Annotated in this window: 20 protein-coding genes; 16 read left to right on the forward strand and 4 right to left on the reverse strand. The window is 66.6% G+C overall.

Annotated elements, in window-relative coordinates:
- The first annotated feature begins 415 nt into the window (after positions 1-415).
- The 4 genes from flhA to A6M56_RS05555 are packed head-to-tail and all read left to right on the forward strand — an operon-like array spanning position 416 to position 5,868.
- Positions 416-2,506: a flagellar biosynthesis protein FlhA gene (gene flhA, locus A6M56_RS05540; RefSeq protein WP_045219676.1), complete on the forward strand. Its 2,091-nt coding sequence runs from the start codon at positions 416-418 to the stop codon at positions 2,504-2,506.
- Entirely contained in the window at positions 2,503-4,326 is a 1,824-nt protein-coding gene (gene flhF / locus A6M56_RS05545) for a flagellar biosynthesis GTPase FlhF (RefSeq protein WP_062738867.1), read from the forward strand. The genes flhA and flhF overlap by 4 nt, the downstream gene beginning before the upstream one ends.
- A gap of 13 nt (positions 4,327-4,339) precedes the next feature.
- Entirely contained in the window at positions 4,340-5,098 is a 759-nt protein-coding gene (locus A6M56_RS05550) for a MinD/ParA family ATP-binding protein (RefSeq protein WP_045219681.1), read from the forward strand.
- An 8-nt stretch (positions 5,099-5,106) separates the two neighbouring features.
- Positions 5,107-5,868, forward strand: a complete 762-nt coding sequence (locus A6M56_RS05555; RefSeq protein WP_045219683.1) for an RNA polymerase sigma factor FliA — start codon at positions 5,107-5,109, stop codon at positions 5,866-5,868.
- 18 nt (positions 5,869-5,886) lie between these two features.
- Here the strand turns inward: A6M56_RS05555 and A6M56_RS05560 are convergent, their stop codons facing one another.
- Entirely contained in the window at positions 5,887-6,981 is a 1,095-nt protein-coding gene (locus A6M56_RS05560) for an MBL fold metallo-hydrolase (protein WP_062738868.1), read from the reverse strand.
- A 195-nt stretch (positions 6,982-7,176) separates the two neighbouring features.
- Between A6M56_RS05560 and A6M56_RS05565 the strand changes: the two genes are divergently transcribed.
- The 6 genes from A6M56_RS05565 to A6M56_RS05590 all read left to right on the forward strand — a co-directional run bounded on the left by A6M56_RS05565 (position 7,177) and on the right by A6M56_RS05590 (position 14,121).
- A complete protein-coding gene (locus A6M56_RS05565; RefSeq protein WP_045219687.1) occupies positions 7,177-8,295 on the forward strand; it encodes a 3-deoxy-7-phosphoheptulonate synthase in 1,119 nt (372 codons plus the stop codon).
- Positions 8,296-8,383: 88 nt separating this feature from the next.
- The gene (locus A6M56_RS05570) at positions 8,384-9,139 is read left to right on the forward strand and encodes a DUF3348 domain-containing protein (RefSeq protein ID WP_062738869.1); all 756 of its coding nucleotides are present in this window, start codon (positions 8,384-8,386) and stop codon (positions 9,137-9,139) included.
- Positions 9,140-9,148: 9 nt separating this feature from the next.
- The gene (locus A6M56_RS05575) at positions 9,149-11,248 is read left to right on the forward strand and encodes a DUF802 domain-containing protein (protein WP_102079044.1); all 2,100 of its coding nucleotides are present in this window, start codon (positions 9,149-9,151) and stop codon (positions 11,246-11,248) included.
- A complete protein-coding gene (locus tag A6M56_RS05580) occupies positions 11,245-11,898 on the forward strand; it encodes an OmpA family protein (protein WP_045219694.1) in 654 nt (217 codons plus the stop codon). Before A6M56_RS05575 ends, A6M56_RS05580 begins: the two co-directional genes overlap by 4 nt.
- Positions 11,885-12,436 (forward strand): DUF2894 domain-containing protein, encoded by a 552-nt coding sequence (locus A6M56_RS05585; RefSeq protein ID WP_257983906.1) that lies wholly within the window; start codon positions 11,885-11,887, stop codon positions 12,434-12,436. Before A6M56_RS05580 ends, A6M56_RS05585 begins: the two co-directional genes overlap by 14 nt.
- A gap of 269 nt (positions 12,437-12,705) precedes the next feature.
- Positions 12,706-14,121, forward strand: coding sequence for a nucleobase:cation symporter-2 family protein (locus A6M56_RS05590; RefSeq protein WP_102079042.1), 1,416 nt, complete (start codon positions 12,706-12,708; stop codon positions 14,119-14,121).
- Between the two features lie 27 nt (positions 14,122-14,148).
- Here the strand turns inward: A6M56_RS05590 and A6M56_RS05595 are convergent, their stop codons facing one another.
- Both A6M56_RS05595 and A6M56_RS05600 read right to left on the reverse strand, forming a co-directional pair.
- Entirely contained in the window at positions 14,149-15,231 is a 1,083-nt protein-coding gene (locus tag A6M56_RS05595; RefSeq protein WP_102079041.1) for an aldose epimerase family protein, read from the reverse strand.
- A complete protein-coding gene (locus tag A6M56_RS05600) occupies positions 15,228-16,451 on the reverse strand; it encodes a XylR family transcriptional regulator (protein WP_102079040.1) in 1,224 nt (407 codons plus the stop codon). The genes A6M56_RS05595 and A6M56_RS05600 overlap by 4 nt, the downstream gene beginning before the upstream one ends.
- Positions 16,452-16,721: 270 nt before the next feature.
- Between A6M56_RS05600 and xylF the strand changes: the two genes are divergently transcribed.
- The 5 genes from xylF to A6M56_RS05625 all read left to right on the forward strand — a co-directional run bounded on the left by xylF (position 16,722) and on the right by A6M56_RS05625 (position 22,330).
- Positions 16,722-17,750, forward strand: a complete 1,029-nt coding sequence (xylF, locus tag A6M56_RS05605; protein ID WP_027679277.1) for a D-xylose ABC transporter substrate-binding protein — start codon at positions 16,722-16,724, stop codon at positions 17,748-17,750.
- A gap of 81 nt (positions 17,751-17,831) precedes the next feature.
- A complete protein-coding gene (gene xylG / locus A6M56_RS05610; RefSeq protein WP_102079039.1) occupies positions 17,832-19,415 on the forward strand; it encodes a D-xylose ABC transporter ATP-binding protein in 1,584 nt (527 codons plus the stop codon).
- Entirely contained in the window at positions 19,412-20,614 is a 1,203-nt protein-coding gene (locus tag A6M56_RS05615; RefSeq protein WP_102079038.1) for a sugar ABC transporter permease, read from the forward strand. The genes xylG and A6M56_RS05615 overlap by 4 nt, the downstream gene beginning before the upstream one ends.
- A gap of 46 nt (positions 20,615-20,660) precedes the next feature.
- Positions 20,661-21,428: a D-xylose 1-dehydrogenase gene (xylB, locus tag A6M56_RS05620; protein ID WP_102079037.1), complete on the forward strand. Its 768-nt coding sequence runs from the start codon at positions 20,661-20,663 to the stop codon at positions 21,426-21,428.
- Positions 21,425-22,330 (forward strand): SMP-30/gluconolactonase/LRE family protein, encoded by a 906-nt coding sequence (locus tag A6M56_RS05625; RefSeq protein ID WP_102079036.1) that lies wholly within the window; start codon positions 21,425-21,427, stop codon positions 22,328-22,330. Before xylB ends, A6M56_RS05625 begins: the two co-directional genes overlap by 4 nt.
- Here A6M56_RS05625 and A6M56_RS05630 read toward each other — a convergent pair.
- A complete protein-coding gene (locus A6M56_RS05630) occupies positions 22,321-23,505 on the reverse strand; it encodes a fumarylacetoacetate hydrolase family protein (RefSeq protein WP_102079035.1) in 1,185 nt (394 codons plus the stop codon). The genes A6M56_RS05625 and A6M56_RS05630 overlap by 10 nt on opposite strands.
- A gap of 138 nt (positions 23,506-23,643) precedes the next feature.
- Between A6M56_RS05630 and A6M56_RS05635 the strand changes: the two genes are divergently transcribed.
- Positions 23,644-24,399 (forward strand): IclR family transcriptional regulator, encoded by a 756-nt coding sequence (locus A6M56_RS05635; protein ID WP_102079034.1) that lies wholly within the window; start codon positions 23,644-23,646, stop codon positions 24,397-24,399.
- Positions 24,400-24,432 lie beyond the last annotated feature (33 nt).

The raw sequence follows: 24,432 nt of genomic DNA on the forward strand, positions 1-24,432 counted from the left end.
ATGATCGGGTTGGTGCATCCACGCACCGGACACTGCACCACCTTCGTGCGGTGATGCCTGGAACCGGGTCTTGTGGGCGGCGTTTCAGGATGATTTGCAAGTCCCATACCCAGCGCCCCGGGCTGCATGGCGCATACGACCAGGCCGCTGCTGCAGCGCGAGGGTATCGAAAGGGGGTGCGGTTGAGGGACGGGATTGGTACAGCCTGGTTGAGTACGCGATTCTGTATGAAAGTCTGGTACGACGCACCTCCAGGCCCCCCTGGCGGCGTGAAGGGGGCAAAGCGCACCCCCCGGTGGGAGGGTATTTCAGAGAAAAGCCGCCTTTTGGGCGGCTTTCTCGCTTCTTCGGTTTGGCGGTGCGGGCGGCAAGATGGCAGCCATCGCAAAAGCCCCCCGCTGCCTGTCCCCCCACGATGAACGCCGCCTTGCTCCGAGTCCAAAGCTTCCTGCGCCAGGGCGACTACCGCTCCGCCGCCGGCCCGGTGCTGATCATCCTGATCCTGGCGATGATGGTGTTGCCGCTGCCGCCGTTCGTGCTGGACCTGCTGTTCACGTTCAACATCGCGCTGTCCATCATCGTGCTGCTCATCAGCATGCACACGCTCAAGCCGCTGGATTTCTCGTCGTTCCCCAGCATCCTGCTGATCACGACGCTGATGCGGCTGTCGCTGAACGTGGCCTCCACCCGCGTGGTGCTGATGGAAGGTCACACCGGCCCCGACGCCGCCGGCAAGGTGATCGAGGCGTTCGGCCACTTCCTGGTGGGTGGCAACTACACCGTCGGCATCGTGCTGTTCGTCATCCTGGTGATCATCAACTTCATGGTGATCAGCAAGGGCGCGGGCCGCATCGCCGAGGTCAGCGCGCGCTTCACGCTCGACGCGATGCCGGGCAAGCAGATGGCCATCGACGCCGACCTGAACGCCGGCCTCATCCGAGAAGACGAGGCGCGCCGCCGCCGCACGGCCATCGCCCAGGAAGCCGAATTCTTCGGCTCCATGGACGGTGCCAGCAAGTTCGTGCGCGGCGATTCGGTGGCGGGCATCGCCATCCTGCTCATCAACATCGTCGGTGGCCTGGCCGTGGGCGTGCTCCAGCACAACATGGACATCGGCCACGCCGCCACCAACTACACGCTGCTCACCATCGGCGACGGGCTGGTCGCGCAGATTCCCGCGCTGGTGATCTCCACCGCGGCGGGCATCATGGTCAGCCGCGTGTCGACCGACAAGGACGTCGGCCAGCAACTGTCCAGCGAGCTGTTCGCCATGCCGACGGTGCTGATGACGACCGCCGGCGTGCTCGGCCTGCTCGGTCTGGTGCCAGGCATGCCGCATTTCCCGTTCATCCTGTTCGGCGGTGCGCTGGGCTACCTCGGCTGGTACCTGAAGAAGAAGCGCGCGGTGCCTGAAGTCGAGCCGGTGCTGCAGGCCATTGCCCCCGTCGATACGCCCGAAGCGAGCTGGGACGACGTCTCGTGGGTCGACGTGCTGGGCCTCGAGATCGGCTACCGCCTGATCCCGCTCGTCGACAAGAGCCAGGACGGCGAGCTGCTGCGCCGGATCAAGGGCATCCGCAAGAAATTCACGCAGGACATGGGCTTCCTGGCGCCGGTGGTGCACATTCGCGACAACCTGGAGCTGGGGCCCTCGTCGTACCGCATCACGCTCAAGGGCGTCGAGATCGGCCAGGGCGAGGTGCAGCAGGGCAAGTTCCTCGCCATCAACCCGGGTGGCCAGGACGGGCGCCTCGGTACGCAACTGCCCGGAACGCCCACGGTCGACCCGACCTTCGGCCTGCCGGCCCTGTGGATCACCGCCGACGTGCGCGACCGCGCCCAGGCCGAGGGCTATACGGTGGTCGATTGCAGCACGGTCATCGCCACGCACGTCAATCAGTTGATTTACACCCATAGCACCGAGCTTCTCGGCCGTTTGGAAGTGCAGCAGTTGCTCGATCATTTGGCCAAGGAAGCACCGAAGCTGGTCGAAGACGTTGTGCCCAAGCTGTTGCCCGTCGCGACCGTGCAGAAGGTGCTGCAGAACCTGCTGGACGAAGGCCTGCACATCCGCGACATCCGCACCATCGTCGAGACGCTGGCGGAACACGGAGGCAGGACGCAAGACCCCGCCGAACTCACCGCCGCCGTGCGCGTGGCCCTTGGCCGGGCGATTGCCCAGCAGCTCTTTCCGAACAAGACCGAAATGCAGGTCGTCACGCTCGACCCGAATCTGGAGAACATCTTGCTGCAAAGCGTCGTTGGCTCGAATGCCGGCCCGATCGAACCGCAACTGGCTGACTCGCTCATGCAGGCGGCCGCCGATTCGTCGCGCCAATACGAACAGATGGGCCAGACGGGCGTCCTGCTCGTGCCGCCCGCGCTGCGCCCGATGCTTGCCCGCCTCTTCAAGCGGGCCGCGCCGGGGCTGCGCGTGCTCTCGCACGCCGAAATTCCCGATCACCGCACGATTAAGGTTGTCGCCATGCTTGGAGGCCGCGCATGAAAATGCATCGATTTACCGGACTGACGTCGCGCGACGTGTTGCGCAAGGTCCGAGACCAATTGGGCGACGATGCGCTGATCCTGTCGAACCGCGCCGTGCCTGGCGGTATCGAGGTCATTGCCGCATCCGACACGCATCTCGATGCGCTGGTCGATCCGCATTCGACCGCGCCAAGGGCCGCCCAGCGCCGTCCGGTGGCCCCGGCGCCGATCCCGGAGCCGGCACCTGCCGCTGAAGCCGCCGTGGCCGCTGTGGCCGCACCCGCGGAACACAGCGCGCAGACCGACACGCCCGCACCGGGCGCACTGGCCCGCCTGCGCAACCGCTTCATCGCATCGCGCCGTGCCGCGCAGGACGATGCCGTACCGGCTGCCGCCGCCAAGGCCGCCGGCAGCACGCTGCAGACGCGCGTCGATGACGACGTCGCCCTGACGCCCGCACAGGCTTCGGCCGAAGACCCGCTCGTGGCTTCCACACGCATGCTCGCCGGTCTGTCGCTGGACCGCGCCAACGAAAGCGCCGCACACGCGCAGGCCAGCACCGCGCAGTTCATTGCCCGCCGCGCCGCCGCGGAAGACGACGAGTTGCCGCGCGCGCAGGAAGAACGCAAGCCCGCGCTGCGCAGCTTTGCCGAGCGCGTCGAGGCGCAGGCCCGTGCCACGCGCGCCGAGCAGAAGGTGCACGCGCGGCAATCGACCGACGACATCTTCGTCCGCATGGAAGACACGATGGCCAAGCCCGAAGCGCCCCTCGAAGACATGCGCCTGCAGCGCTCGGCGATCGACCTGCGCGCCGACCTGAAGGCCGACCTGAAGGCGGAGAGCGACGCCATGACGCGCCGCATGGTCAGCGAGATCGACACGCTCAAGAGCACGCTGAACGACGCCATGTCCAGCCTCGCCTCGCTGGGTGTGAAGCTGGGCGACCCGGTGCGTACGCGCCTGTTCCAGACCATGCTGAACGCGGGGTTCTCGGCGCAGCTCACGCGCTACGTGCTCGAGAACATGCCGCAGCACGACACCTATGAAGGTGCGCTGGACTTCGTGCAGCGCGCGATCGAAAAGAACCTCGCCGTGGTGCAGGACGAAAACAGCCTGCTCGACCAGGGTGGCGTGTTTGCCCTGATGGGCCCGACCGGTGTGGGCAAGACCACCACCACCGCCAAGCTGGCCGCGCGCTTCGTGCTGCGCCATGGCGCGTCGCGCGTGGCCCTGCTCTCGACCGACAGCTACCGGATCGGCGGCCACGAGCAGCTGCGCATCTACGGCAAGATCCTGGGCGTCACGGTGCATGCCGTGAAGGACGCGCAGGACCTGAGCCTTGCGCTGAACGACCTGCGCGAGAAGCACGTCGTGCTGATCGACACCATAGGTATGAGCCAGCGCGACCGCGCCGTGTCGGAACAGATGGCGATGCTGCATGCCGTGGGCCCGTCGATCAAGCGGCTGCTGCTGCTGAACGCCACGAGCAACGGCAAGACGCTCGACGAGGTCGTCAGCGCCTACCGCAACGCCCACACCGGCGACGCCAACCTGGCCGGCTGCATCCTGACGAAGATCGACGAGGCCGCTTCGGTCGGCCACGCGATGGACGTGATGATCCGCCGCCGCCTGCCGCTGCACTACGTGTCGTACGGCCAGCGCGTGCCGGAAGACATTGCCGCGCCCAACAAGAAGCTGCTGATCCATCGCAGTTTCCGCGCGGGGGCGGAGCAGTCGTCGTTTGCGCTCGATTCGGACGAATCGCTGCTGGTGGCGCAGGCCGCCGCGCGTGGCCAGCTCGGCCGCGAGCCCGGTCTGGCCGCGTTCGACTTCGCATGAGCAAGGGGGCACGATGACGACCCCATTCGTCAAGGACCAGGCCGCCGGGCTGCGCCGCATGCTGGGGCAGGCTGCCAGCCGGCGCGTGCTGCTGATCGGCGCGCAGGAGCAGGTCGATGACATCGTCGACAACCTGCGCATTGCGTTGTCGGCCCTGGGTCGCGACGCTGCGGTGGTCAGTGCCCAGACCGTCGTGGCCGTGGCCGGTGTGCTCGAGGAGCACGACGACACGGCAGACGTGACGCTCGTGGCCGCGCATTTCGGTACGCGCGCGCTGGCCACCGTGGCCGAGGCGTGCGACGACGTGCTGCTGGCGTTCTCCGACGGCGCGGAAGGCATCAAGAGCGCCTACACGCTGCTCAAGAAAACCGCGGTGCTGCAGGGCAGCGCGGGCATCCGCACCCTGGTGTGCGGCGCGCATTCGGTCGATTCTGCGGTGCGCGTGTTCCGCAACCTCGCCAACACCGTGGGCCAGTACCTGAACACCCGCATTGATTTCGCCGGTTATCTGCCGGAAGACCGGCATATCGAACTGGCGCTCTCGCTCGGCAAGCCCGTGGCGAGCGCGTTTCCCGCATCCCCCTCGGCCATGGCCTTCCGCCAGCTGGCCGAGGAGATGCTGAGCTGGGCCAGCGCCGAGGCCCAGCCCCAAGCCGGCGCGGCAGGGTCGCCGTCGCAGGTGATGGTGTCGGCGCAGGCACAGACGATGTCGAGTTCGGCACCGACGGCAACGCCACGCGCCGCAACGCGCGCGGCCGAGCTGGTTTATTGAGGCGCACCATGAACGAAGCGCCAAAGGCAGGCATGGATATGTACACCGCAACCGGTCGCAAGACCAAGTCCGACGAGATGGCCACGTACGCACCGCTGGTACGTCGCATTGCCAACCAGATGATGGTGAAGCTGCCCGCCAGCGTCGAGCTCGACGACCTCATCCAGGCCGGCATGATGGGTTTGCTCGATGCGCTGTCGCGCTATGAAGAAACGCAGGGCGTGCAGTTCGAGTTCTACGCGGCCCAGCGCATTCGCGGCGCCATCCTCGATGAGCTGCGCGGCTCAGACTGGCTGCCGCGCGGGTTGCGCCGCAACGCGCGCACGATCGAACAGGCCATTCAGAAACTGCAGCAGCAGAAGGGCCGCGCGCCCACCGAAACCGAGATCGCCACGGCGCTCGGCATGTCGCTGGCCGACTACCAGAAGCAGCTTGTCGACCTGCAGGGCAGCCAGCTGCTGTATTACGAAGACTTCGACCGCGAAGACGCCGACGCCTTCATCGAGAACCGCGCCGCCGAAAACGACGCCACGCCGCTGGACCAGTTGCTGGACCACGACTTGCGCGAGTCGGTGGTGGCCGCCATCGAGGCGCTGCCCGAGCGCGAGAAGCTGATGATGAGCCTGTATTACGAGCAGGACCTGAACCTGCGCGAAATCGGCGCCGTGATGGGCGTGTCGGAGTCGCGCGTGTGCCAGATCCACAGCCAGGCGATTGCCCGGATCCGTGCGCGGCTGCGCGATCGCGCGTGGCTGCCGACCCCGACCTGATCGGCACCGGACAGCGTTCTATTGCGCGGCCAGCGAGTCATTTCGCGGCCGCGTTTTCATTTGCGGCAGCTCGGCGACGAGGCGTTCGGCGGCGGCGTCCCACACGCGGGTCTCGCCATGGCGGAAGAGCAGGAAGCGCTCGGCCGGCACGTCCGCGGCCTTCAGGGCGTTTGCCAGGTCGGTGATGGGCTGGTCCAGCGGTTCGTCCGTCAGCTCGAACGTGCCCCAGTGGATGCCCACGGCCTGCCGCGCCCCGACATCGTGCATGACCTGCACGGCTTCGCTCGGGTCGATGTGCTGGGCCTTCATGAACCACCGCGGCTCGTAGGCGCCCACGGCAATCGCCGCCACGTCGAAGTGGCCGAAGCGGGCGCCGATGTCGCGCGTGTCCTGCGAGTATCCGAGGTCGCCCGAAAACCAGAAGCGCAGTTGCGGATGCAGCAGCGCCCAGCTGCCCCAGAGCGTCTGGTTGCGGTCGTACAGGCCGCGTGCGGACCAATGCTGCACGGCGCAGAACTGCGCGGTGAAGGGGCCGAAGCGCGCTTCGTCGTCCCAGTCGAAGGCGCGCACGTTGGCGCCGTGGTCCGCGCCCTTTCCGGCAAGGCGCGTGCCGCGCACGTTGCGTGCAAACCAGCGCTCGACCCCCAGCGGCACGAAGAACATCGGCGCGCCGCCCGGCTGCCGCATCAAGGCTCGCACGCTGGCCTTGTCGAGGTGGTCGTAGTGGTTGTGCGAGATCAGCACCAGGTCGATATGCGGCAACTGACTGAGCGACAGGCCCGGCGGCTGGTGCCGGCGCGGTCCGGCAAACGGCAGCGGCGACGCCCGGTTGGAGAACACCGGATCGGTCAGCACGTTGAGGCCCCCGATCTGCAGCAGCAGCGTTTCATGGCCGATCCACGTGAGCTGCGGTACGGCCGGCGGCTGGTGGATGGCCGCCAGGTTCGGTGCAACGCAGGACAGGTCGCGCGTGGGGGGCTTGGGCAGGCCGAGGCGGCGGCGCTCGCGCTGCCATTGCCAGAAATCGCCGCCCGGGCGAGGGTGTGCGTAGCGGTTGCGAAAGCCGTCCGGCGTGTGATGGGGTTTGGCGGGATCGTAATAGGGGTTCTTCATTTCACCATGACGCCGGGCACCGGTCGGGGCGCGATGCTGCGGCTCTAGCTTGCGGGAGAACGCGGATTCCGCCCAGATCAGGACGTTTGGCGGCTTCGCAAGGGTACTCCGGTCTGCCGGATTGCGCTTTGTCCCCCTTTTTCAGCGCAGTTGTAGCAACATGCGGGCTGCTGAGAGCTTCCACCCTTGCTTGCCATGATGCGTATCGATAACCCCCAACATGACCAGGAAGTCGGCGTGGCCGACGCAACGCAGGATACGACCCGTATCGACGACGTGCGCATTGGCGCCGTGCGCCCGCTGATCTCGCCGGCACTGCTGCTCGACGAGCTGCCCGTGTCGCCCGAAGTGCAGGCCCACGTCGAGGCGAGCCGGACGGCCATCACCGCCGCACTGAACGGGCAGGACGACCGGCTCATCGCGGTGGTCGGCCCGTGCTCGATCCACGATCACGATCAGGCGATGGAATATGCCCATCGGCTGCACGCCGCTGCGCAACGCCTGCAAGACGATCTGCTCATCGTCATGCGCGTGTACTTTGAAAAGCCGCGCACCACCGTCGGCTGGAAGGGCTACATCAATGATCCGAGGCTCGACGGCAGCTTCCGCATCAACGAGGGGCTGCGCCGTGCGCGGGAGCTGCTGCTCGAGGTCAACGCGCTGGGGCTGCCGGTCGCCACGGAATTCCTCGACCTGCTGAGCCCGCAGTACATCGCCGACCTGGTCGCCTGGGGCGCGATCGGCGCGCGGACCACCGAAAGCCAGAGCCACCGCCAGCTGGCCTCGGGTCTGAGCTGCCCGATCGGCTTCAAGAACGGCACCGACGGCGGCGTGCAGATCGCGGCCGATGCGATCCTGGCGGCGCGCTCGTCGCATTCGTTCATGGGCATGACGAAGATGGGCATGGCCGCCATTTTCGAGACGCGCGGCAACCGCGATGCGCACGTGATCCTGCGCGGCGGCAAGAAGGGGCCGAACTACGACGCGGCCGCCATCGAAGACGCCTGCGCGATCCTGCGCCAGGCAGGGCTGCGCGAGCACGTGATGGTCGACTGCTCGCACGCGAACTCGGGCAAATCGCACGTGCGCCAGATCGACGTGGGGCAGGACGTCGCGCGGCAGTTGGCGGCCGGCGAGCGCCGCATCCTCGGCGTCATGATCGAAAGCCACCTCGAGGAAGGCCGCCAGGATCTGAAGCCCGGCGTGCCGCTGCAGCGCGGTGTGTCGATTACCGACGCGTGCCTCGGCTGGGCGCAGACCGAGCCGCTGCTGGACACGCTTGCCGCAGCCGTGCAGGCACGCCGGCGCGGCTGATTCGCCGCCCGGGCCGCGTTATCCCGACGACCGGCTGGAGCGGTGCGGGCGGCAGTGTAAACTGCTGCCTTTTTTTGGCCCTCGCAGCATGGCGCACGCCCAGCATCGCACCGCGCTCAGCGGCCCTGCGCTGATCCGCTTACTTGCCCGGCTGACGGACGTCGATGTGCGCGAATCGGCGCAGCCGCTTTCCGACCGGCTCAGTCAATGGCTGAGCTGGACCGATGCCATCACGCTTTCGACCGCGCTGACGGCGAGCCCTCCGGCGCTCGCCTCCAGCGGCAGCCGCATTGGCCCGGCCGATGCGGACGGCATGTGCTCGCGCGTGCGCGCGGCGCTCGCCAAGGCCATCGCTTCCACGTGTGCCCCCGAGCCACGCACCGGCGCACTGGGGCGCCAGCCGGTGCTGGGCACCGCCGTGGCCGCCGCCGACTATGCGGACTTCCGCCAGCGCTACGTCCTGATGCAGGACCGCATGGAGCTGGAGATCGGCGGCCTGCGTGGCCGCCTGCGCCGCGTGCTGGCCGCCTCGACGCCTGACCTGGCCCGTCTTGCAGTGCTGGACGCCAGCATGGAGCAGGCCCTGGGCGCACGCGAACGCACACTGCTGGGCACCGTGCCGACGTTGCTTGGCCCGCACTTCGAGCGGCTGCGCGCTGCCGCGGAGGCGGGCGGAGCGGCAGAAGCGGCTGAGCGGCCAGACGGGGCCTCTGCCGCCCCACCGACACCATCGCGCGCGTGGCTGGAGGCGTTCCGCAAAGACATGCAGAGCGTGCTCCTGGCCGAGCTCGATGTGCGTTTTCAACCGGTCGACGGGCTGCTCGCGGCCCTTCGATCCTGCTAAGCGGACACCATGTCCAGACAACACCTGAATCTCTTCGTCTTTATCGCCGGGCTCGCCGCCTTGGGGTGGATTGCCGTCGGCTACATTGTCGGCGCGAATCCGCTGGCATTGATCGTCACGCTCATCATCGGCGGCGTCTACGTGGCGGGGGCGCTCGAGTTGCGTCGTTACCAGCAGGCCACCGCAACGCTGGCGACGGCCGTGGACGGCTTGTCGGCGCCGCCGGCCACGCTCGGCGGCTGGCTCGAACAGCTGCCGCAAAGCCTGCGCAACGCCGTGCGCCTGCGCGTTGAGGGCGAACGCGCTGCGCTGCCGGCGCCCGCGCTTACGCCGTACCTGGTCGGGCTGCTGGTGCTGCTCGGCATGCTCGGCACCCTGCTCGGCATGGTCGTGACGCTCAAGGGCACCGGCGCCGCGCTCGAGAGCGCGACGGATCTGCAGGCCATTCGCGCATCGCTCGCTGCGCCGATCAAGGGGCTCGGCTTCTCGTTCGGGACGTCGATTGCCGGCGTGGCCACATCGGCCATGCTGGGCCTGCTCGCTGCGCTGTGCCGGCGCGAGCGGCAGCAGGCCGTGCAGGCGCTCGACGCGCGGATCGCGACGACGCTGCGCATGTATTCGCATGCCCATCAGCGGGAAGAAACGTTCAAGCTGCTGCAACGGCAAGCCGACGTGATGCCCGCGCTGGTCGACCGGCTGCAGGCGATGATGGCAGCGCTCGAACAGCAGGGCGCCGCCAGCAGCGAGCGGCAGATCGCCAATCAGCAGGCATTTCTCGAGCGGGCCGAGGCGGCCTATCGCGACCTCGCCTCGTCGGTGGGGCAATCGTTGAAGGACAGCGCCGCCGAGAGCGCCCGCGCGGCAGGCTCGGTGCTGCAGCCGGTGGTCGAATCGACCATGGCGGGGCTCGCACGCGAAACCGCATCGTTGCACGGGGCCGTGACGCAGGCACTCCAGCGCCAGCTGGACGAGGCGTCGCACCGTTTCGAGGCGACGACGGAGGCCGTCTCCACGCTCTGGGCCAATGCCTTGCGCGACCATCAGCGCGCCAGCGAAGCGCTGGCCGGTCACATGGGCGCATCCGTGGATCGGCTGGTCGAGACGTTCGAGCAGCGCTCGGGCGCGTGGGTCGACAGCGTCTCGGCCCGCCTGGAGACCACGGCGGCACAGCTGTCCGGCACGTGGAACGATGCTCTGGCGCAGCAGGCGCGCACGCAGGCCGAGCAGGCCAGCCGGCACCAGCATGCCCTCGAGCAGGCGGCTGCCACGTTCGAGCAGCACGCGGCAGCGCTGCTGCAGGCGGTGGACCGCTCGCACGCGACATGGCAGACGCAACTCGAGGCGCGCGACCAAGAGCGGCTTGCCACGTGGGCCGACACGCTGGGCTCGACCGCCGCGACACTGCGCGAGGCGTGGGAGCAGGCGGGGGCCGACACCGCACGTCGCCAGCAGGCCATCTGCGACGCGCTGGAGCAGACCGCACGCGACATCTCCGCGCAAACGCAGGCCCATGCGCGCGAGACGATCGCCGAAATCTCCCGGCTCGTGCAGGCCGCGTCGGAGGCGCCCAAGGCCGCTGCCGAGGTGGTGGCCGAATTGCGCCAGAAGCTCTCGGAGAGCATGGCGCGCGACACCGCGATGCTCGAAGAGCGCACGCGCCTGCTGTCGACGCTGGAAACGCTGCTCGATGCCGTCAACCATGCATCGACGCAGCAGCGCTCGGCCGTCGATGCGCTGGTCGCGACATCGGCCGGGCTGCTCGAGCGCGTGGGCACGCAGTTCACGGACCGCGTGGAAGCCGAGACCGGCAAGCTCGGTGCCGTGGCCGCACAGGTAACGGGCAGCGCCATCGAGGTGGCCAGCCTGGGCGACGCCTTCGGGGCGGCCGTGCAGCGCTTCGGCGAGTCGAACGACACGCTGGTCGCGCACCTGCAGCGTATCGAAGCCGCGCTGGAGAAGTCGCTCACCCGCAGCGATGAGCAACTCGCATACTACGTGGCGCAGGCCAGGGAGGTGATCGACCTGAGCATGCTGTCGCAAAAGCAGATCATGGAAGACCTGCAGCGCCTGGGCAGCCAGCGCGCGTGTGCCGGAGCCGAGGCGGCATGAGCGACGAGATCGACGGCGGCGTGGAAGCGACCGCGCCCGTCTGGGCCGCGTTCGGCGACCTGATGTCGGTATTGCTGGGCGCCTTTGTGCTGATTCTGGTGGGCGTGATCGGGGTGCAGCTCGAGTTGTCGTCGAAGCTGGAGCGTGAGGTCAGGCAGCGCGAGGCCGAGGCACAGCGCCGAAAGACCCTGGAGCAGGCATTGGCTGGCCCGCTGGCGGCGGGGCGGGTGACGCTGGTCAATGGGCGCATCGGCATCAACGGCAGCGTGCTGTTCGCCCTGAACTCCGACCAGTTGCAGCCCGAGGGCCGGGCCTTGCTCAAGAGCCTGGCGGGGCCGCTGGCGGCGTACCTTGAGTCGCGCGACGAAATCCTGATGGTGAGCGGCTTTGCCGACGACCAGCAGGTGCGCGCAGGCAACCGCCTCTTTGCGGACAATTGGGAGCTGTCGGCCAAGCGCGCGCTGACGGTCACGCGCGCCCTCATTGACGAGGGCATCGCCGCGTCATCGGTCTTTGCCGCCGCGTTCGGCTCGCAGCATCCCGTGAGCTCGAACGCCGACGACGCGGGGCGCGCAAAGAACCGGCGCGTAGAGATTGCTCCCGTACCGCGTTCGGCCGCATCCAATGGCGCACCGCATGCGCAACACTGAACACCTCGTCGGGCCGAACGCGATGCAGATGCAATGCATCGAGGCGTTGCGGCGGCGCGCGGCAGGGCAGACGGGCGAAGTGCGCCGCTTGCTCGATGAACGCCTGGCCGAGCTGCAGGCCGCCTGCCCGGTCGATGCCGAGCCCCCGCAGCCAGCGCCGCCCTCTGGCGCAGGGCCCAGCCCGCTGGCGGCGCTGCTGGGCGACATCGAGCACCATCGCGGCGGCCGCAGCGGCCACCCGCCGCTCGACATGCTCGAAGAGGTCCGCGCGCTCTGGTCGCGCCTCAGCGCCGAAAAACAGGTGCGCGAGTCGCTGGACAAGGTGCCCGTGAATGCCGGCCCGTTGAATTCGCTGAGCCTGGTGCACCGTTCGCTGTCGTTGATGCGCACCGTTTCGCCCGAGTACCTGCGGCAGTTTCTCGGCTACATCGATGCACTGTCGTGGCTCGAGCAGATGGGCGGCGACACGGCCACCACGCCGGGCGACGCAGGCCGGACGCCTGGGGCGAGAAAGGGCGCACGTAGCAAGTCGCGCTAGCGGGTCGTCGGCCGCGCCCTCACGTTCCTCCTTCCTGACGTCGATGCCCCTGGCGGGCCAGCGCGTGATGCGTGGCGTGCACCCGCATTTCGGAACGCAAAATATGTACACAAAAAACAGCGGTAATTGTTGACATAAAAATAGCAGCGGCCCAAGATTCCGGCCAATACGCGGCATCACGCCGCTCGAATACTGGCAGACGGAGCCCCCGCCGCCTGCCCCAAGCACGCTTCCGGCACGAACACGGGAGCGGCCCCCGGAGACAGACAATGCGCCCATCCTCAGGCCAATCCTCGGCTTCCGCGTCGACCCGCGTCGATCCCGTCAACGAGTTCCTTCCACTGCCGCGCCTGTTCGCGCTCGGGCTGCAACACCTGCTGGTGATGTACGCCGGCGCCATTGCGGTGCCGCTGATTGTCGGCAATGCGCTCGGCCTGTCGAAGGATGAACTGTCCTATCTCGTCAATTGCGACCTGTTTGCCGCCGGTGTCGGCACGCTCATCCAGTCGCTCGGCTTTCTGATTTTCGGGATCCGCCTGCCGGTGATGATGGGTGTCACGTTTGCCGCGGTGGCGCCGATGATCGCCATTGGCGTGGAGCCGGGCATGGGGCTGCCAGGCATCTTCGGGGCGTCGATCGTCTCGGGCGTGTTCGGCATTGCCGTTGCGCCGCTGATGGGGCGGCTGCTGGGCCTCTTCCCGCGTGTGGTGACGGGCACCGTCATCATGCTGATCGGCTTTTCGCTGCTGAGCGTGGGGATCAACTGGGCCGCAGGCGGCCAGCAGATGATTCCGCAGGTGGTGGACGGCGTGAAACACATGGTGCCGAACCCCGCGTTTGGCGATCCGTTCGGCCTGGCCATTGCCGCGCTTGTGCTGGTGACGATCCTGCTGCTGACCAAGTTCGGCAACGCATTGCTGTGCAACATCGCCGTGCTGCTGGGCATCGTGACGGGCACGCTGGTGGCGGCGGCGTTCGGCAAGGTGTCGCTGGCCGATGCCGGCGCGGCGCCGCTGATGACGCTGGTGACGCCGTTCCATTTCGGCATGCCGAAGTTCGAGCTGTCGGCCATCATCTCGATGTGCATCGTGATCGTGATCACGCTGGTGGAGTCGACCGGCATGTTCCTCGCGCTGGCGCACGTGGTCGGCAAGCCCATCTCGCGCAATGAACTGACCAACGGCCTGCGCGCCGATGGTCTGGCGACGGTGGTGGCGGGGGTGTTCAACACGTTCCCGCATACGTCGTTCTCGCAGAACATCGGGCTGGTGTCGATCACGGGTGTGCGCTCGCGCTATGTGGCGGCGGCCGGCGGGGTGCTGCTGATCGTGCTGGGGCTGTTTCCGAAGCTGTCGTACGTGGTGGCATCGGTGCCGCAATACGTGCTCGGCGGGGCGGGCATCGTGATGTTCGGCATGGTGGCCGCGGCCGGCATCCGCATGCTGGGCATGGTCGATTTCCAGCAGCAGCGCCACAACCTGCTGATCATCGCGGTGTCGGTCGGCTTTGGCATGATGCCGACGCTGGCGCCGGCCTTCTTCCATCACTTCCCGGACTGGACGCGCCCCATCACCCACAGCGGCATCGTGATGGGCACGCTGGTGGCCGTGGTGCTGAATGCCTGGTTCAACGGCATCCGCGGCTCGCACGAAGTCATGCACGGTGCGGCCGCAGCCGCGCATTGAACATCCAACGCCGCGCTTCAGCGCGGTTCAGGTTTCTCCGGCAACCGAGACGCGGTATGCGGTGTGCTGCCGGTAGATCTGGCCCGGGCGCAGCATGACCGCTTCTGCATCGGGCATGTTGACCTGGTTCGGAAACGCGCTCGCTTCCAGACACAAGCCGCTGCGTTGCGCGTGCGTGCCTGCCAGCATGTGGCCCGAATAGAACTGAAGCCCGCGCTGATCGGTCAGCACGGTCAATTCGCGGCCGCTGCCGGGTTCATACAGCCGCGCGACCGGACGCACATGCGGGCGATCGTCCGGTGCCGTATTGCGCAGGACGAAGCAGTGGTCGAACCCGCCGACCTGCGCCAACTGCGCGTTGGGCCAGTCCAGCCGCGCGCCAATGGGTGCCCCCTGCCGAAAGTCGAATGCCGTGCCCGCGACACTCATCGCTCGCGTCGGGATCAGCTTGGCATCGACTTCCAGGAAGGCATCGGCATCGATCGACAGGATGTGGCCCCGGATGTCGGTGCCGGGTCTGCCGCTCAGGTTGAAATACCCGTGGCTGGTCAGGTTGATTGGCGTGGGCGCGTCGGTGCGGGCTTCGTAGTCGATCGACAGCGTGCCGTCGTCGTCCAGCGCATAGCGGACCTGCACGGCGACATTGCCGGGGAATCCGGCATCGCCTTCCGGAGATGTGAGCCGCATGACCAGTGCGCCGTCCTGGTCCTCGGCGTCCCATAGCGCCCGATGAAAACCGCTCGCGCCGCCGTGCAGCAGGTTGCCACCCTCATTGCGGTCGAGCGCGTAGTCGATACCGTCGAGCGTAAAGCGCGCGCCGGCAATCCGGTTGGCCCAGCGTCCGATCAAGCCGCCAAGATAGCCTCCCGATTCAAGGTAGGCCGCAGGCGTCGCATGGTTGAGCAGAATCTCCCCCAGACGCCCGCCGCGATCCGGCGCCTGCCAGGAGACGAGCGTCGCCCCCAGATCGCTGATCGAAACGCGCATGCCCGAGGTATTGCGCAACGTGAACAGCCGAACCGGTTCGCCGTCAGGCAGTCGTCCCCATGTTTCCGAAGAGATAGCGCCGTCGAGCGGCGTATGCGCGGAGCGCGCGGGCGCGATGCTCATGATTGGCCCTCTGCGATGGCGCGTTCCTGGTATTCGCGCGGCGTGCAATCCAGCTCGCGGCGGAATACGGCATGCATGTATTGCGGCGAGGTAAAGCCGCAGCGCACCGCCACCTCGGCGGTGGCGACATCACGGCTGGCCAGCATGTGCTTGGCCGCGTCGAGCTTGTGGCGAAGGATTTCCTGGTGCACGGTGCAATTCAACTCACGACGAAAGTGTTCTTCGAGCGATGACCGCGAGATACCGACGTAGTCCGCGACCTGCTCGGTCTTGATTCCTTGGCAGGCGTATTGCCGAATGAAGTGCCGCGCCCGCATGACATACGGGCTGGCAAGCGGCTGATGGCGGGACGACGCCAGCACATTGATGCCCACGGGTGGCACGAGAATCTGCCGACCTGCCAGGCGCGCGCCGCCCAGCATCTGGTGCAGCAGATGTGCGGCGGTGCGCCCCATCTCCACGGTGCCCTGAATGACCGACGACAGCGGAATGCGGCTCAGCGTGCGCGTGAGCGGATCGTTGTCGATGCCGATGATGGCGATCTCTTCCGGTACGGCGAACCCTGCCGTCATGCAGGCTTGCAGCAGATGCCGCGCCCGCGCATCCGTTACGGCGATGATGCCGATGGGCTTGGGCAAGCCGCGCAGCCATTCGATCAACTGGCTGATCGCCTGATGCCAGGTCGGTGCGCTGGTCGATAAGCCCCGGTAAATCTCCTGGTCAACGGGCGCGGCGGGATTGTCCTGCCGGCGCAAGCGCGTAAAGGCCAGTTCGCGCTGCTGTGCCCAGCGGTTCTCCGGCGCCTGGGGCAGGCTGTACAGCGCAAAGTGCTGCAGGCCGGCTTCGATCAGGTGCCGGTAGGCCAGCGCGACCAGCTTGCCGTTGTCCGTGGCGACATAAGGCTCCTTTGCGGGGTAGTGCGCCGGGTCCTCATACGAAGAGCCGACGGCCACCACCGGTAGCGGGCAACCGCCTAGCGCTTCGGCGACGGCGGGGTCGTCGAAATCCGCAATGATGCCGTCGCCGTCAAAGCGCTCGATGCCGGGCAGGCGGCAGCGGAAGTCCTCTTCCAGAAACAGGTCCCACGTCACGCGGGTGGAGCGCATGTAGTCGCCAATGCCCGCGATGATTTCGCGGTCGTACACCTTGTTGGCGTTGAACAGCAGCGCAATGCGATGAATCCGCGCGTGCTGCGATGGATCGGGCAATTGACGATGCATGGACTGTTGGGGCGCTCGCGGTGGCAGGGGTTGCCATACGGCGGCGGTGCTGGGGCGTGCCGCTCGCCCGCACATTCTATGGGCTGCATGCGGCGCTGTCAGACGATGCCCGCCGGGTGGCAAGAAATGTTAGGGCGGTTGGGCAATTTCGTAATTGCCGGTGCCAAGGCGGCGCATGCACCATGCGACTGCCGTCGAGCCGGCCGAAATCTATTGCGGCGCAGCAGACGCCACGTCGGTACCCACCAACAAAAGAACATGGAGTGAGACATGAAATCGAACCAACGCCGTTGTGTTCTGAGGGCCGCCTTTTGCGGTGCAGTGCTCGCCAGCCTGTCGATGGCCGCGCCGCTGGCGCACGCGAGCAAGGCGCATCCGGAAATTGGCTTCTGTATCGACGACCTGCGCGTGGAGCGGTGGTCGCGTGATCGCGATTACTTTGTCGCAGCGGCGGAAAAGCTGGGTGCCAAGGTGTCGGTGCAGTCGGCGGACGCCAGCGAGCAACGCCAGATCTCGCAGATCGAGAACCTGATCTCGCGCGGTGTCGACGTGATCGTCATCGTGCCGTTCAACTCCAAGGCGCTGACCAACGTGGTGGCCGAAGCCAAGAAGGCCGGCATCAAGGTGGTGTCGTATGACCGCCTGATTCTCGATGCCGACGTTGATGCCTACATTTCGTTCGACAACGAGAAGGTGGGCGAGCTGCAAGCGCAGGGCGTCTACAACGTGCGCCCGAAGGGCAATTACTTCCTGCTGGGCGGCGCGCCCACGGACAACAACGCGAAGATGCTGCGGCAGGGCCAGTTGAAGGTGCTGCAGCCGGCCATCGACCGCGGCGACATCAAGGTCGTCGGCTCGCAATGGGTGCCGGAGTGGAGCGCTTCTGCGGCGCTGGGTATCGTTGAGAACGCGCTGACCGCGAACAACAACAAGATCGATGCCGTGGTCGCCTCCAACGACGGCACGGCCGGTGGCGCGATCCAGGCGCTGGCTGCGCAGAAGCTGGCCGGCAAGGTGCCGGTGTCGGGGCAGGATGCCGACCTTGCCGCCGTCAAGCGCGTGATTGCCGGCACGCAGACGATGACGGTCTACAAGCCGCTCAAGCTGATTGCCACCGAGGCCGCGCAGCTTTCGGTGGCGCTCGCCAAGGGCGACAAGCCGAAGTACAACGCGCAGTACGACAACGGCAAGAAGAAGGTCGACACGGTGCTGCTGCAGCCCACCCAGCTCACGAAGGACAACGTCAACCTGGTGGTGAAAGACGGCTTCTACACGCAGGCGCAGATCGGCGGCCAGTAAGGTCCCGCAGTCAGGACCGCTTTGTGCCGGCGATGCGCCAACGCTGCATCGCCGGCCGCGTTCGTACCTCAAGGACGGGGCATGTCTGAACCTCTGTTGCAGATGCGCGGCATCGTCAAGACGTTCGACGGTGTGAAGGCGCTGGACGGTATCAACCTGGTCGTGAAGCCGGGCGAGTGTGTTGGCCTGTGCGGCGAGAACGGCGCCGGAAAGTCGACGCTCATGAAGGTGCTTTCGGGCGTCTACCCGAGCGGCACCTGGGATGGCGAAATCCTTTGGGAGGGGCGGCCGCTGCACGCGAGCGGTATTCGCGACACCGAGCGCGCCGGCATCGTCATCATCCATCAGGAACTGATGCTCGTGCCGGAATTGTCGGTGGCCGAGAACATCTACCTCGGCAACGAAATCACGCTGCCAGGCGGTCGCATGAACTACGCGGCCATGTACCAGGGCGCAGACAAGCTGCTTCGCGACCTGAACATCCAGGGCATCAACGTGGCGCTGCCCGTGATGCACTACGGCGGCGGCCACCAGCAGCTGATTGAAATTGCCAAGGCGCTCAACAAGCGCGCCAAGCTGCTGATCCTGGATGAGCCGTCGTCATCGCTGACGGCGGCGGAGACGCGCATCCTGCTCGACATCGTGCGCGACCTGAAAGCGCGCGGCATTGCGTGTGTCTACATCTCGCACAAGCTCGACGAGGTGGAGGCGGTGTGCGACACGGTTACCGTCATCCGCGACGGCCGCCATGTGTCGACTGCGCCGATGGACGCCCTCACCACCGACCGCATCATCGCGCAGATGGTCGGGCGCGAAATTACGCAGCTGTTCCCACGTGAACCGCATCCCATCGGCGAGGTGGTGTTCGAGGCGCGCAATGTGACGTGCTACGACGTCAACAACCCGGCGCGCAAGCGGGTCGACGGCGTGTCCTTCGCGGTGCGGCGCGGCGAAATTCTTGGCGTGGCGGGACTGGTCGGTGCGGGGCGCACCGAGCTGATGCAGGCCGTGTTTGGCGCGTATGAAGGTGCCAGTGAGGCGGACCTCGTCCTGGACGGAAAGCCGTTGAAAATCCGCGCGCCGCTCGATGCCATTCGTGCGGGCATCGCCATGGTGCCGGAAGACCGCAAACGTCACGGCATCGTCTCGCTGATGAGCGTCGGGCACAACATCACGCTGGCCGTCCTTCAGCGGTTCGCGCGTCTCGGTCGCATCGACGGCGCGGCCGAACTCGACACGATCCGCAAGGAGATGCGGCGGCTTGCCGTGCGTGCCGCGCATCCGATGCTTCCCATTGCCAGCCTGTCGGGCGGCAATCAGCAGAAGGCGGTCCTCACCCGAATGTTGCTCACGGAGCCGCGCGTCCTGATTCTGGATGAGCCGACCCGCGGCGTGGACGTCGGCGCCAAATACGAGATCTACAAGCTGATCGGCGATCTCGCTAAGCGTGGCACGGCCATCATCGTGATTTCGTCGGAGTTGCCCGAAGTGCTTGGCATTTCGGACCGCGTGCTCGTGATCGGCGAGGGCGAACTGCGCGGCGATTTCGTGAACGACGGACTGACGCAGGAGCACATTCTGACCGCCGCCATTCAGCCAGTCCGGCACACACCCAGGCACACACCCGGGCACGCACCCACTCTCCATCAGTCAGGTCACGCATGACTTCTCAAACCAGCCCACAAGCCGCCGGCGGGGTCGGCGATTCGCGCAATACGTTCAAGGCAAGCCAGCGCCTGAGGCAACTGTTCGCACGCTACAAGATCCTGGCGTTGCTGATTGCCGTGGCCGCGATCTGGCTGTTTTTTTCGATGCTGACCAACGGCGCCTTTACCTCGCCGCGCAATCTGTCCAACCTGCTGCGCCAGATGTCGATCACGGGGATGCTGGCCTGCGGGATGGTGTTCGTCATCATCGCGGGCGAGATCGATCTTTCGGTCGGATCGCTGCTTGGCTTGCTCGGCGGCGTGGCGGCCATTCTGGATCAAGGATTGGGCTGGCCGATCACGGCGACGGTGCCCGTGGTGCTGCTGCTCGGCGTGGGCATGGGCCTGTTCAACGGATGGTGGTCGACCTACCGGGGCGTGCCGTCCTTCATTGTCGGCCTGGGCGGCATGCTGGCGTATCGCGGCATCCTGCTCGGCCTGACGCATGGCTCAACCGTTGCACCGGTGTCGGACAGCTTCGTGCTGATCGGCCAGGGCTACCTGCCGCGCCACGTGGGTGACCTGATGGCGGTGCTGATCTTCTGCCTGTTGATCTTCGTGGTGATCCGGCAGCGGCGTGAGCATCGCCGTTATGAACTCGACGTTGCACCTCTCTGGCAGGACGTCGCCAAGCTTGTCGTGGCGGGCGCGGTCATCGTCGCGTTTGTCGCCACGCTCAACAGCTATGGCGGCATTCCGGTGCCCGTTCTGCTCGTGCTGGCGTTGCTCGGTATTTTTTCTTGGATCGCCAGCCAGACGGTTTTCGGTCGCCGTATCTATTCCGTGGGTTCAAACCTCGAGGCCACGCGCCTGTCCGGCATCAACACCGATCGCGTGAAGCTTGCCATCTTCGGGCTCATGGGCCTGATGTGCGCGTTTGCCGGCATCGTCAACACGGCACGTCTTGCGGCGGGTTCGCCCTCTGCCGGGACCATGGGCGAGCTGGATGCCATTGCGGCGTGCTTCATCGGCGGCACGTCCATGCGCGGCGGCGCAGGCACCGTGTACGGCGCGCTGGTCGGTGCGCTCGTGATGGCCAGCCTCGATAACGGCATGTCGATGCTCGACGTCGACGCCTACTGGCAGATGATCGTCAAGGGCGGGATCCTCGTGCTGGCCGTCTGGGTCGATGTCATCTCGCGCTCCGGCCGCCGCTGAGGCTGCGCTACACGTTTTATCTCCTTTGCAGTCACTGGAATCTCCTATGTCTTATGCGATTTATCCGAGCCTCGTTAACAAGAACGTTGTGATTACCGGCGGGGGAAGCGGCATTGGTGCGGCCATCGTCGAAGGCTTCGCGAAACAGGGGGCGCGCGTGACGTTTCTGGATATCGCGCGGGCTGACTCCGAAGCGCTGGCGACCTCGCTGGGCGAATGCGTACATCCGCCGGTCTTCCGCCACTGCGACTTGCGCGATATCGACGCGCTGAACGCCACGTTCGCGGACATCGAGGCCGACACCGGTCCCATCGACGTCCTGGTCAACAACGCCGCGAACGATGACCGCCATCAGATCGGAACCGTGACGCCGGCGTATTGGGACAACCGCATCGAGGTGAACCTGCGCCACCAGTTTTTCTGCGCGCAAGCCGTGTTGCCCAGCATGAAGAAGCAGGGGCGCGGCGTGATCCTGAACCTCGGGTCGATCTCGTGGCACCTCGCCCAGCCGGACCTCGCCATCTACATGACGGCCAAGGCCGGCATTGAAGGCCTGACGCGCGGCCTGGCGCGCGATCTTGGCGGGTTCGGCATTCGCGTCAATTGCATCGTGCCCGGCGCGGTGCGCACGCCGCGTCAGATGGCGCTTTGGCAATCCCCCGAAAGCGAGGCCAAGCTGCTGGGCGAGCAATGCCTGCATGAACGCGTCGAGCCGGAACACGTGGCGCGCATGGCGCTGTTTCTTGCATCGGACGATGCCGCGCGCTGCACGGCCCGCGAGTACTTTGTCGATGCCGGGTGGTACGGCGGATGATGGCGCCCATCATTCCGGAATGCGTCTGGCGCGTCGGTGCCACGCTGGGGGAAGGCGCGGTGTGGCACGCCGCGTCGCGCTGCGTGGTCTTTGTCGATATCAAGGGCCGGCGGCTCTATCGCTATGACCCGGATACCGATGTGCGCTGCAGTTGGATCGCGCCCGGCCAGATCGGCTTTGCGCTGCCCGGCGTTGACGGCAGTTGGGTCTGCGGCGTGCAGGGCGGTCTCTACCGGTTCGATTTCGCAAGCGGCATCTTCAGCCGCATGCTGCCCGTCGAGACCGATCGGCCGGGAAACCGCCTGAACGACGGCTATGTCGATCGCACCGGGGCGCTGTGGTTCGGCTCGATGGACGATGGGGAGCGCGAGCCGAGTGGACAGCTCTACCGCGTCGGTCGGGATGGCCGGTTGAGCGTGCGCGATTCGGGCTACGTCATCACGAATGGCCCGACCGCGAGCCCGGACGGCCGCACGCTGTATCACACCGATACCTTGCAGCGTGTGGTCTACGCCTTCGATCTCGGTGACGACGGCAGCCTCGAACGCAAGCGCGTCTTCACCAACATCGACGGCACCGGCTACCCCGACGGCATGGCTGTCGATGAAGAAGGGTGCGTGTGGATCGCGTTGTTTGGCGGAGGCCGGATCGAGCGGTTCTCACCCGACGGCCGATGCGTCGGGCGCGTCGCCTTTCCATGTTCCAACATCACCAAGCTCGCGTTCGGCGGCGATGATTTGCAGACCGTCTATGCAACCACCGCACGAAAGGGCCTGACGGAAGAGGCGTTGCAGAAGGAGCCGCTTGCCGGCGGCTTGTTTATGTTTCGCGCGCCGGTCAAGGGGCTGCCATCCACGGAATGTGCCGTGGACGTTTCCGCAGCGAAGCCCGATCAATCCTGACGGACGAGCCCGCGTGCCGCCAGGTTGCGATACAGGGCGCGGACACCGAACGTCCACGGTGCGATCTCCGTGGACAGACGCACCGTGTTGACCAGTGCGCCGAGGGGCGGGGCGCTGATCGTCACGCGGTCGCCGAGGTGGTGCGTAAAGCCGGCGCCCGGCGCGTCGCGGTCCTTGATCGGCGAGAACATCGTGCCGAGGAACAGCATGAAGCCGTCCGGGTATTGATGGTGCGGCCCACAGGTTTGCGCGACGAGGTCGAGCGGGTCACGGCTGATCTCGCTCATATGGCTCACGCCGTCGAGCACGAAGCCGTCGTCGGCGCCCTCAACGCGCAGCGATACCTGCGTCGTGCGAATCGTGTCGATCGTGAAGTGCTCGTCAAACAGGCGCACGAACGGGCCGATGGCGCAGGAGCCGTTGTTGTCCTTGCATTTGCCCAGCAGCAGCGCCGAGCGCCCCTCGATGTCGCGCAGGTTCACGTCGTTACCCAGCGCCGCTCCCACGACATGCCCGGCGCTGCTGACCGCCAGCACGATCTCCGGCTCCGGGTTGTTCCACCGCGAGGCTGGATGCAGCCCGACGTCGGCGCCGAACCCGACTGCCGACATCGGCTGCGATTTGGAAAACACTTCCGCATCGGGGCCGATACCGACTTCCATGTATTGCGACCACGCGCCACGGCGCTGCAGTTCGTCCTTGAGCCGCATGGCCGCATCGGAGCCGGGCTTGATCTTCGAGAGATCGGAGCCCACCACGCCGACAATGGATTCGCGCACGTCGCGCGCCTTGGCCGGGTCGCCGCCGGCCTGTTCTTCGATCACACGTTCGATCAGGCTGACGGCGAACGTCACGCCGCAGGCCTTGATCGCTTGCAGATCATTCGGGGCGAGCAGGGCGGGAGCGTTGCTTGCACGGTCGGCGGCCAAGGAACGTTCGACGAGCGCTTCGACACGGCCCAGGTCTTCCCCGGGTGCCTGCCGGGCGATGGCCAGTGCGTCAGGATGCTCGAACAGATCCGACACGGTCGGCACCGCTTCCGTGATGTCGAAAACGACACCGTTGCGTACCACCACGACGGATGGCCCATCGCCGTTGGCCGTTGTGCGCCACACCCGACCGACGAGCGTTGCATGCTCAAGATCGTGCGGCAAGTAGTTGGCGATGTCGGTCATGTGCGCTCCGTGAGTAGGACACCCCTGTTGCAGGGAACCCGCGTGATCGTAGAGACGGCGATGCAGGGTGTCCAACACCGTGACGAAATTTCCAACCTGTTGGACAATCTAGACACGCATGAACAAGGCAGGTTTCCAGTGAAGACAGACTATGAGGTGCCTGCGCTCAAGCGCATTCATGACGTGCTGGAGATACTCTGCGCGGCGACGTCTCCTGTGCGGCCGGCTGCGTTGGCGCAGGCGACGGGCATGTCCAGAAGCACGTTGTACCTGCTGCTGGAGTCGCTTGAAAAGCGCCGCTGGATTGAAAAGCGGGCCGACGGCTACCTGATCGGCTTGACGCTGTTTGAGCTGGGCAACGCCTATTTCCGCCACGACAGCTTGCTGGCCGCGTTCCGGCGCGAATCCGCCGCCTTCGTTGCCACGCACAACGAAGTCGTGCAGCTTGCCGTGCTCGACGGCACGGAAGTCGTCTACATCGCGCGGGAGGACGCGCCGCGGCCGGTTCGCCTGGTATCGGATGTCGGCCTGCGCCTGCCGGCCCATTGCTGCGCGCTCGGCAAGGCGCTGCTGGCGAGCCTCGATGACGAAGCGGTGTGTGCGCTGCTGCCGGCGCGTCTTGCCGCCATGACGGAGCACACCACCACGCGCCGCGCCGATTTGCTCGATGAGCTTGAGCGCGTTCGCGTGCGGGGCCTGGCGACGGAGCGCGAGGAGGTTGTGGCGGGGCTGGCCTGCTTTGCGGCGTTTGTGGGTGTGACGCCGCTCGGCAAGCGCGTTGCGGTGAGTTCCAGCGTGCCGGTCAGCCGATTGGACGCCCGCCGGGAGAAGCGCCTCGTCGTCGGTGTTGCAGGCATGGCGGACCGCATCGGCCGCGCGCTCGCGCAGGCATAGCGGCGGGCTGCTGCGTGGCCGGTTCCGCTATGA

The organism is Ralstonia sp. RL, from assembly GCF_001683835.1.
Taxonomy (GTDB): Bacteria; Pseudomonadota; Gammaproteobacteria; order Burkholderiales; family Burkholderiaceae; genus Ralstonia; species Ralstonia mannitolilytica.

Coding starts and splice junctions, on each gene's coding strand:
- flhA (WP_045219676.1), top strand. CDS start 416: ATGAACGCCGCCTTGCTCCGAGTCCAAAGCTTCCTGCGCCAGGGCGAC.
- flhF (WP_062738867.1), top strand. CDS start 2,503: ATGAAAATGCATCGATTTACCGGACTGACGTCGCGCGACGTGTTGCGC.
- A6M56_RS05550 (WP_045219681.1), top strand. CDS start 4,340: ATGACGACCCCATTCGTCAAGGACCAGGCCGCCGGGCTGCGCCGCATG.
- A6M56_RS05555 (WP_045219683.1), top strand. CDS start 5,107: ATGAACGAAGCGCCAAAGGCAGGCATGGATATGTACACCGCAACCGGT.
- A6M56_RS05560 (WP_062738868.1), bottom strand. CDS start 6,981: ATGAAGAACCCCTATTACGATCCCGCCAAACCCCATCACACGCCGGAC.
- A6M56_RS05565 (WP_045219687.1), top strand. CDS start 7,177: ATGATGCGTATCGATAACCCCCAACATGACCAGGAAGTCGGCGTGGCC.
- A6M56_RS05570 (WP_062738869.1), top strand. CDS start 8,384: ATGGCGCACGCCCAGCATCGCACCGCGCTCAGCGGCCCTGCGCTGATC.
- A6M56_RS05575 (WP_102079044.1), top strand. CDS start 9,149: ATGTCCAGACAACACCTGAATCTCTTCGTCTTTATCGCCGGGCTCGCC.
- A6M56_RS05580 (WP_045219694.1), top strand. CDS start 11,245: ATGAGCGACGAGATCGACGGCGGCGTGGAAGCGACCGCGCCCGTCTGG.
- A6M56_RS05585 (WP_257983906.1), top strand. CDS start 11,885: ATGCGCAACACTGAACACCTCGTCGGGCCGAACGCGATGCAGATGCAA.
- A6M56_RS05590 (WP_102079042.1), top strand. CDS start 12,706: ATGCGCCCATCCTCAGGCCAATCCTCGGCTTCCGCGTCGACCCGCGTC.
- A6M56_RS05595 (WP_102079041.1), bottom strand. CDS start 15,231: ATGAGCATCGCGCCCGCGCGCTCCGCGCATACGCCGCTCGACGGCGCT.
- A6M56_RS05600 (WP_102079040.1), bottom strand. CDS start 16,451: ATGCATCGTCAATTGCCCGATCCATCGCAGCACGCGCGGATTCATCGC.
- xylF (WP_027679277.1), top strand. CDS start 16,722: ATGAAATCGAACCAACGCCGTTGTGTTCTGAGGGCCGCCTTTTGCGGT.
- xylG (WP_102079039.1), top strand. CDS start 17,832: ATGTCTGAACCTCTGTTGCAGATGCGCGGCATCGTCAAGACGTTCGAC.
- A6M56_RS05615 (WP_102079038.1), top strand. CDS start 19,412: ATGACTTCTCAAACCAGCCCACAAGCCGCCGGCGGGGTCGGCGATTCG.
- xylB (WP_102079037.1), top strand. CDS start 20,661: ATGTCTTATGCGATTTATCCGAGCCTCGTTAACAAGAACGTTGTGATT.
- A6M56_RS05625 (WP_102079036.1), top strand. CDS start 21,425: ATGATGGCGCCCATCATTCCGGAATGCGTCTGGCGCGTCGGTGCCACG.
- A6M56_RS05630 (WP_102079035.1), bottom strand. CDS start 23,505: ATGACCGACATCGCCAACTACTTGCCGCACGATCTTGAGCATGCAACG.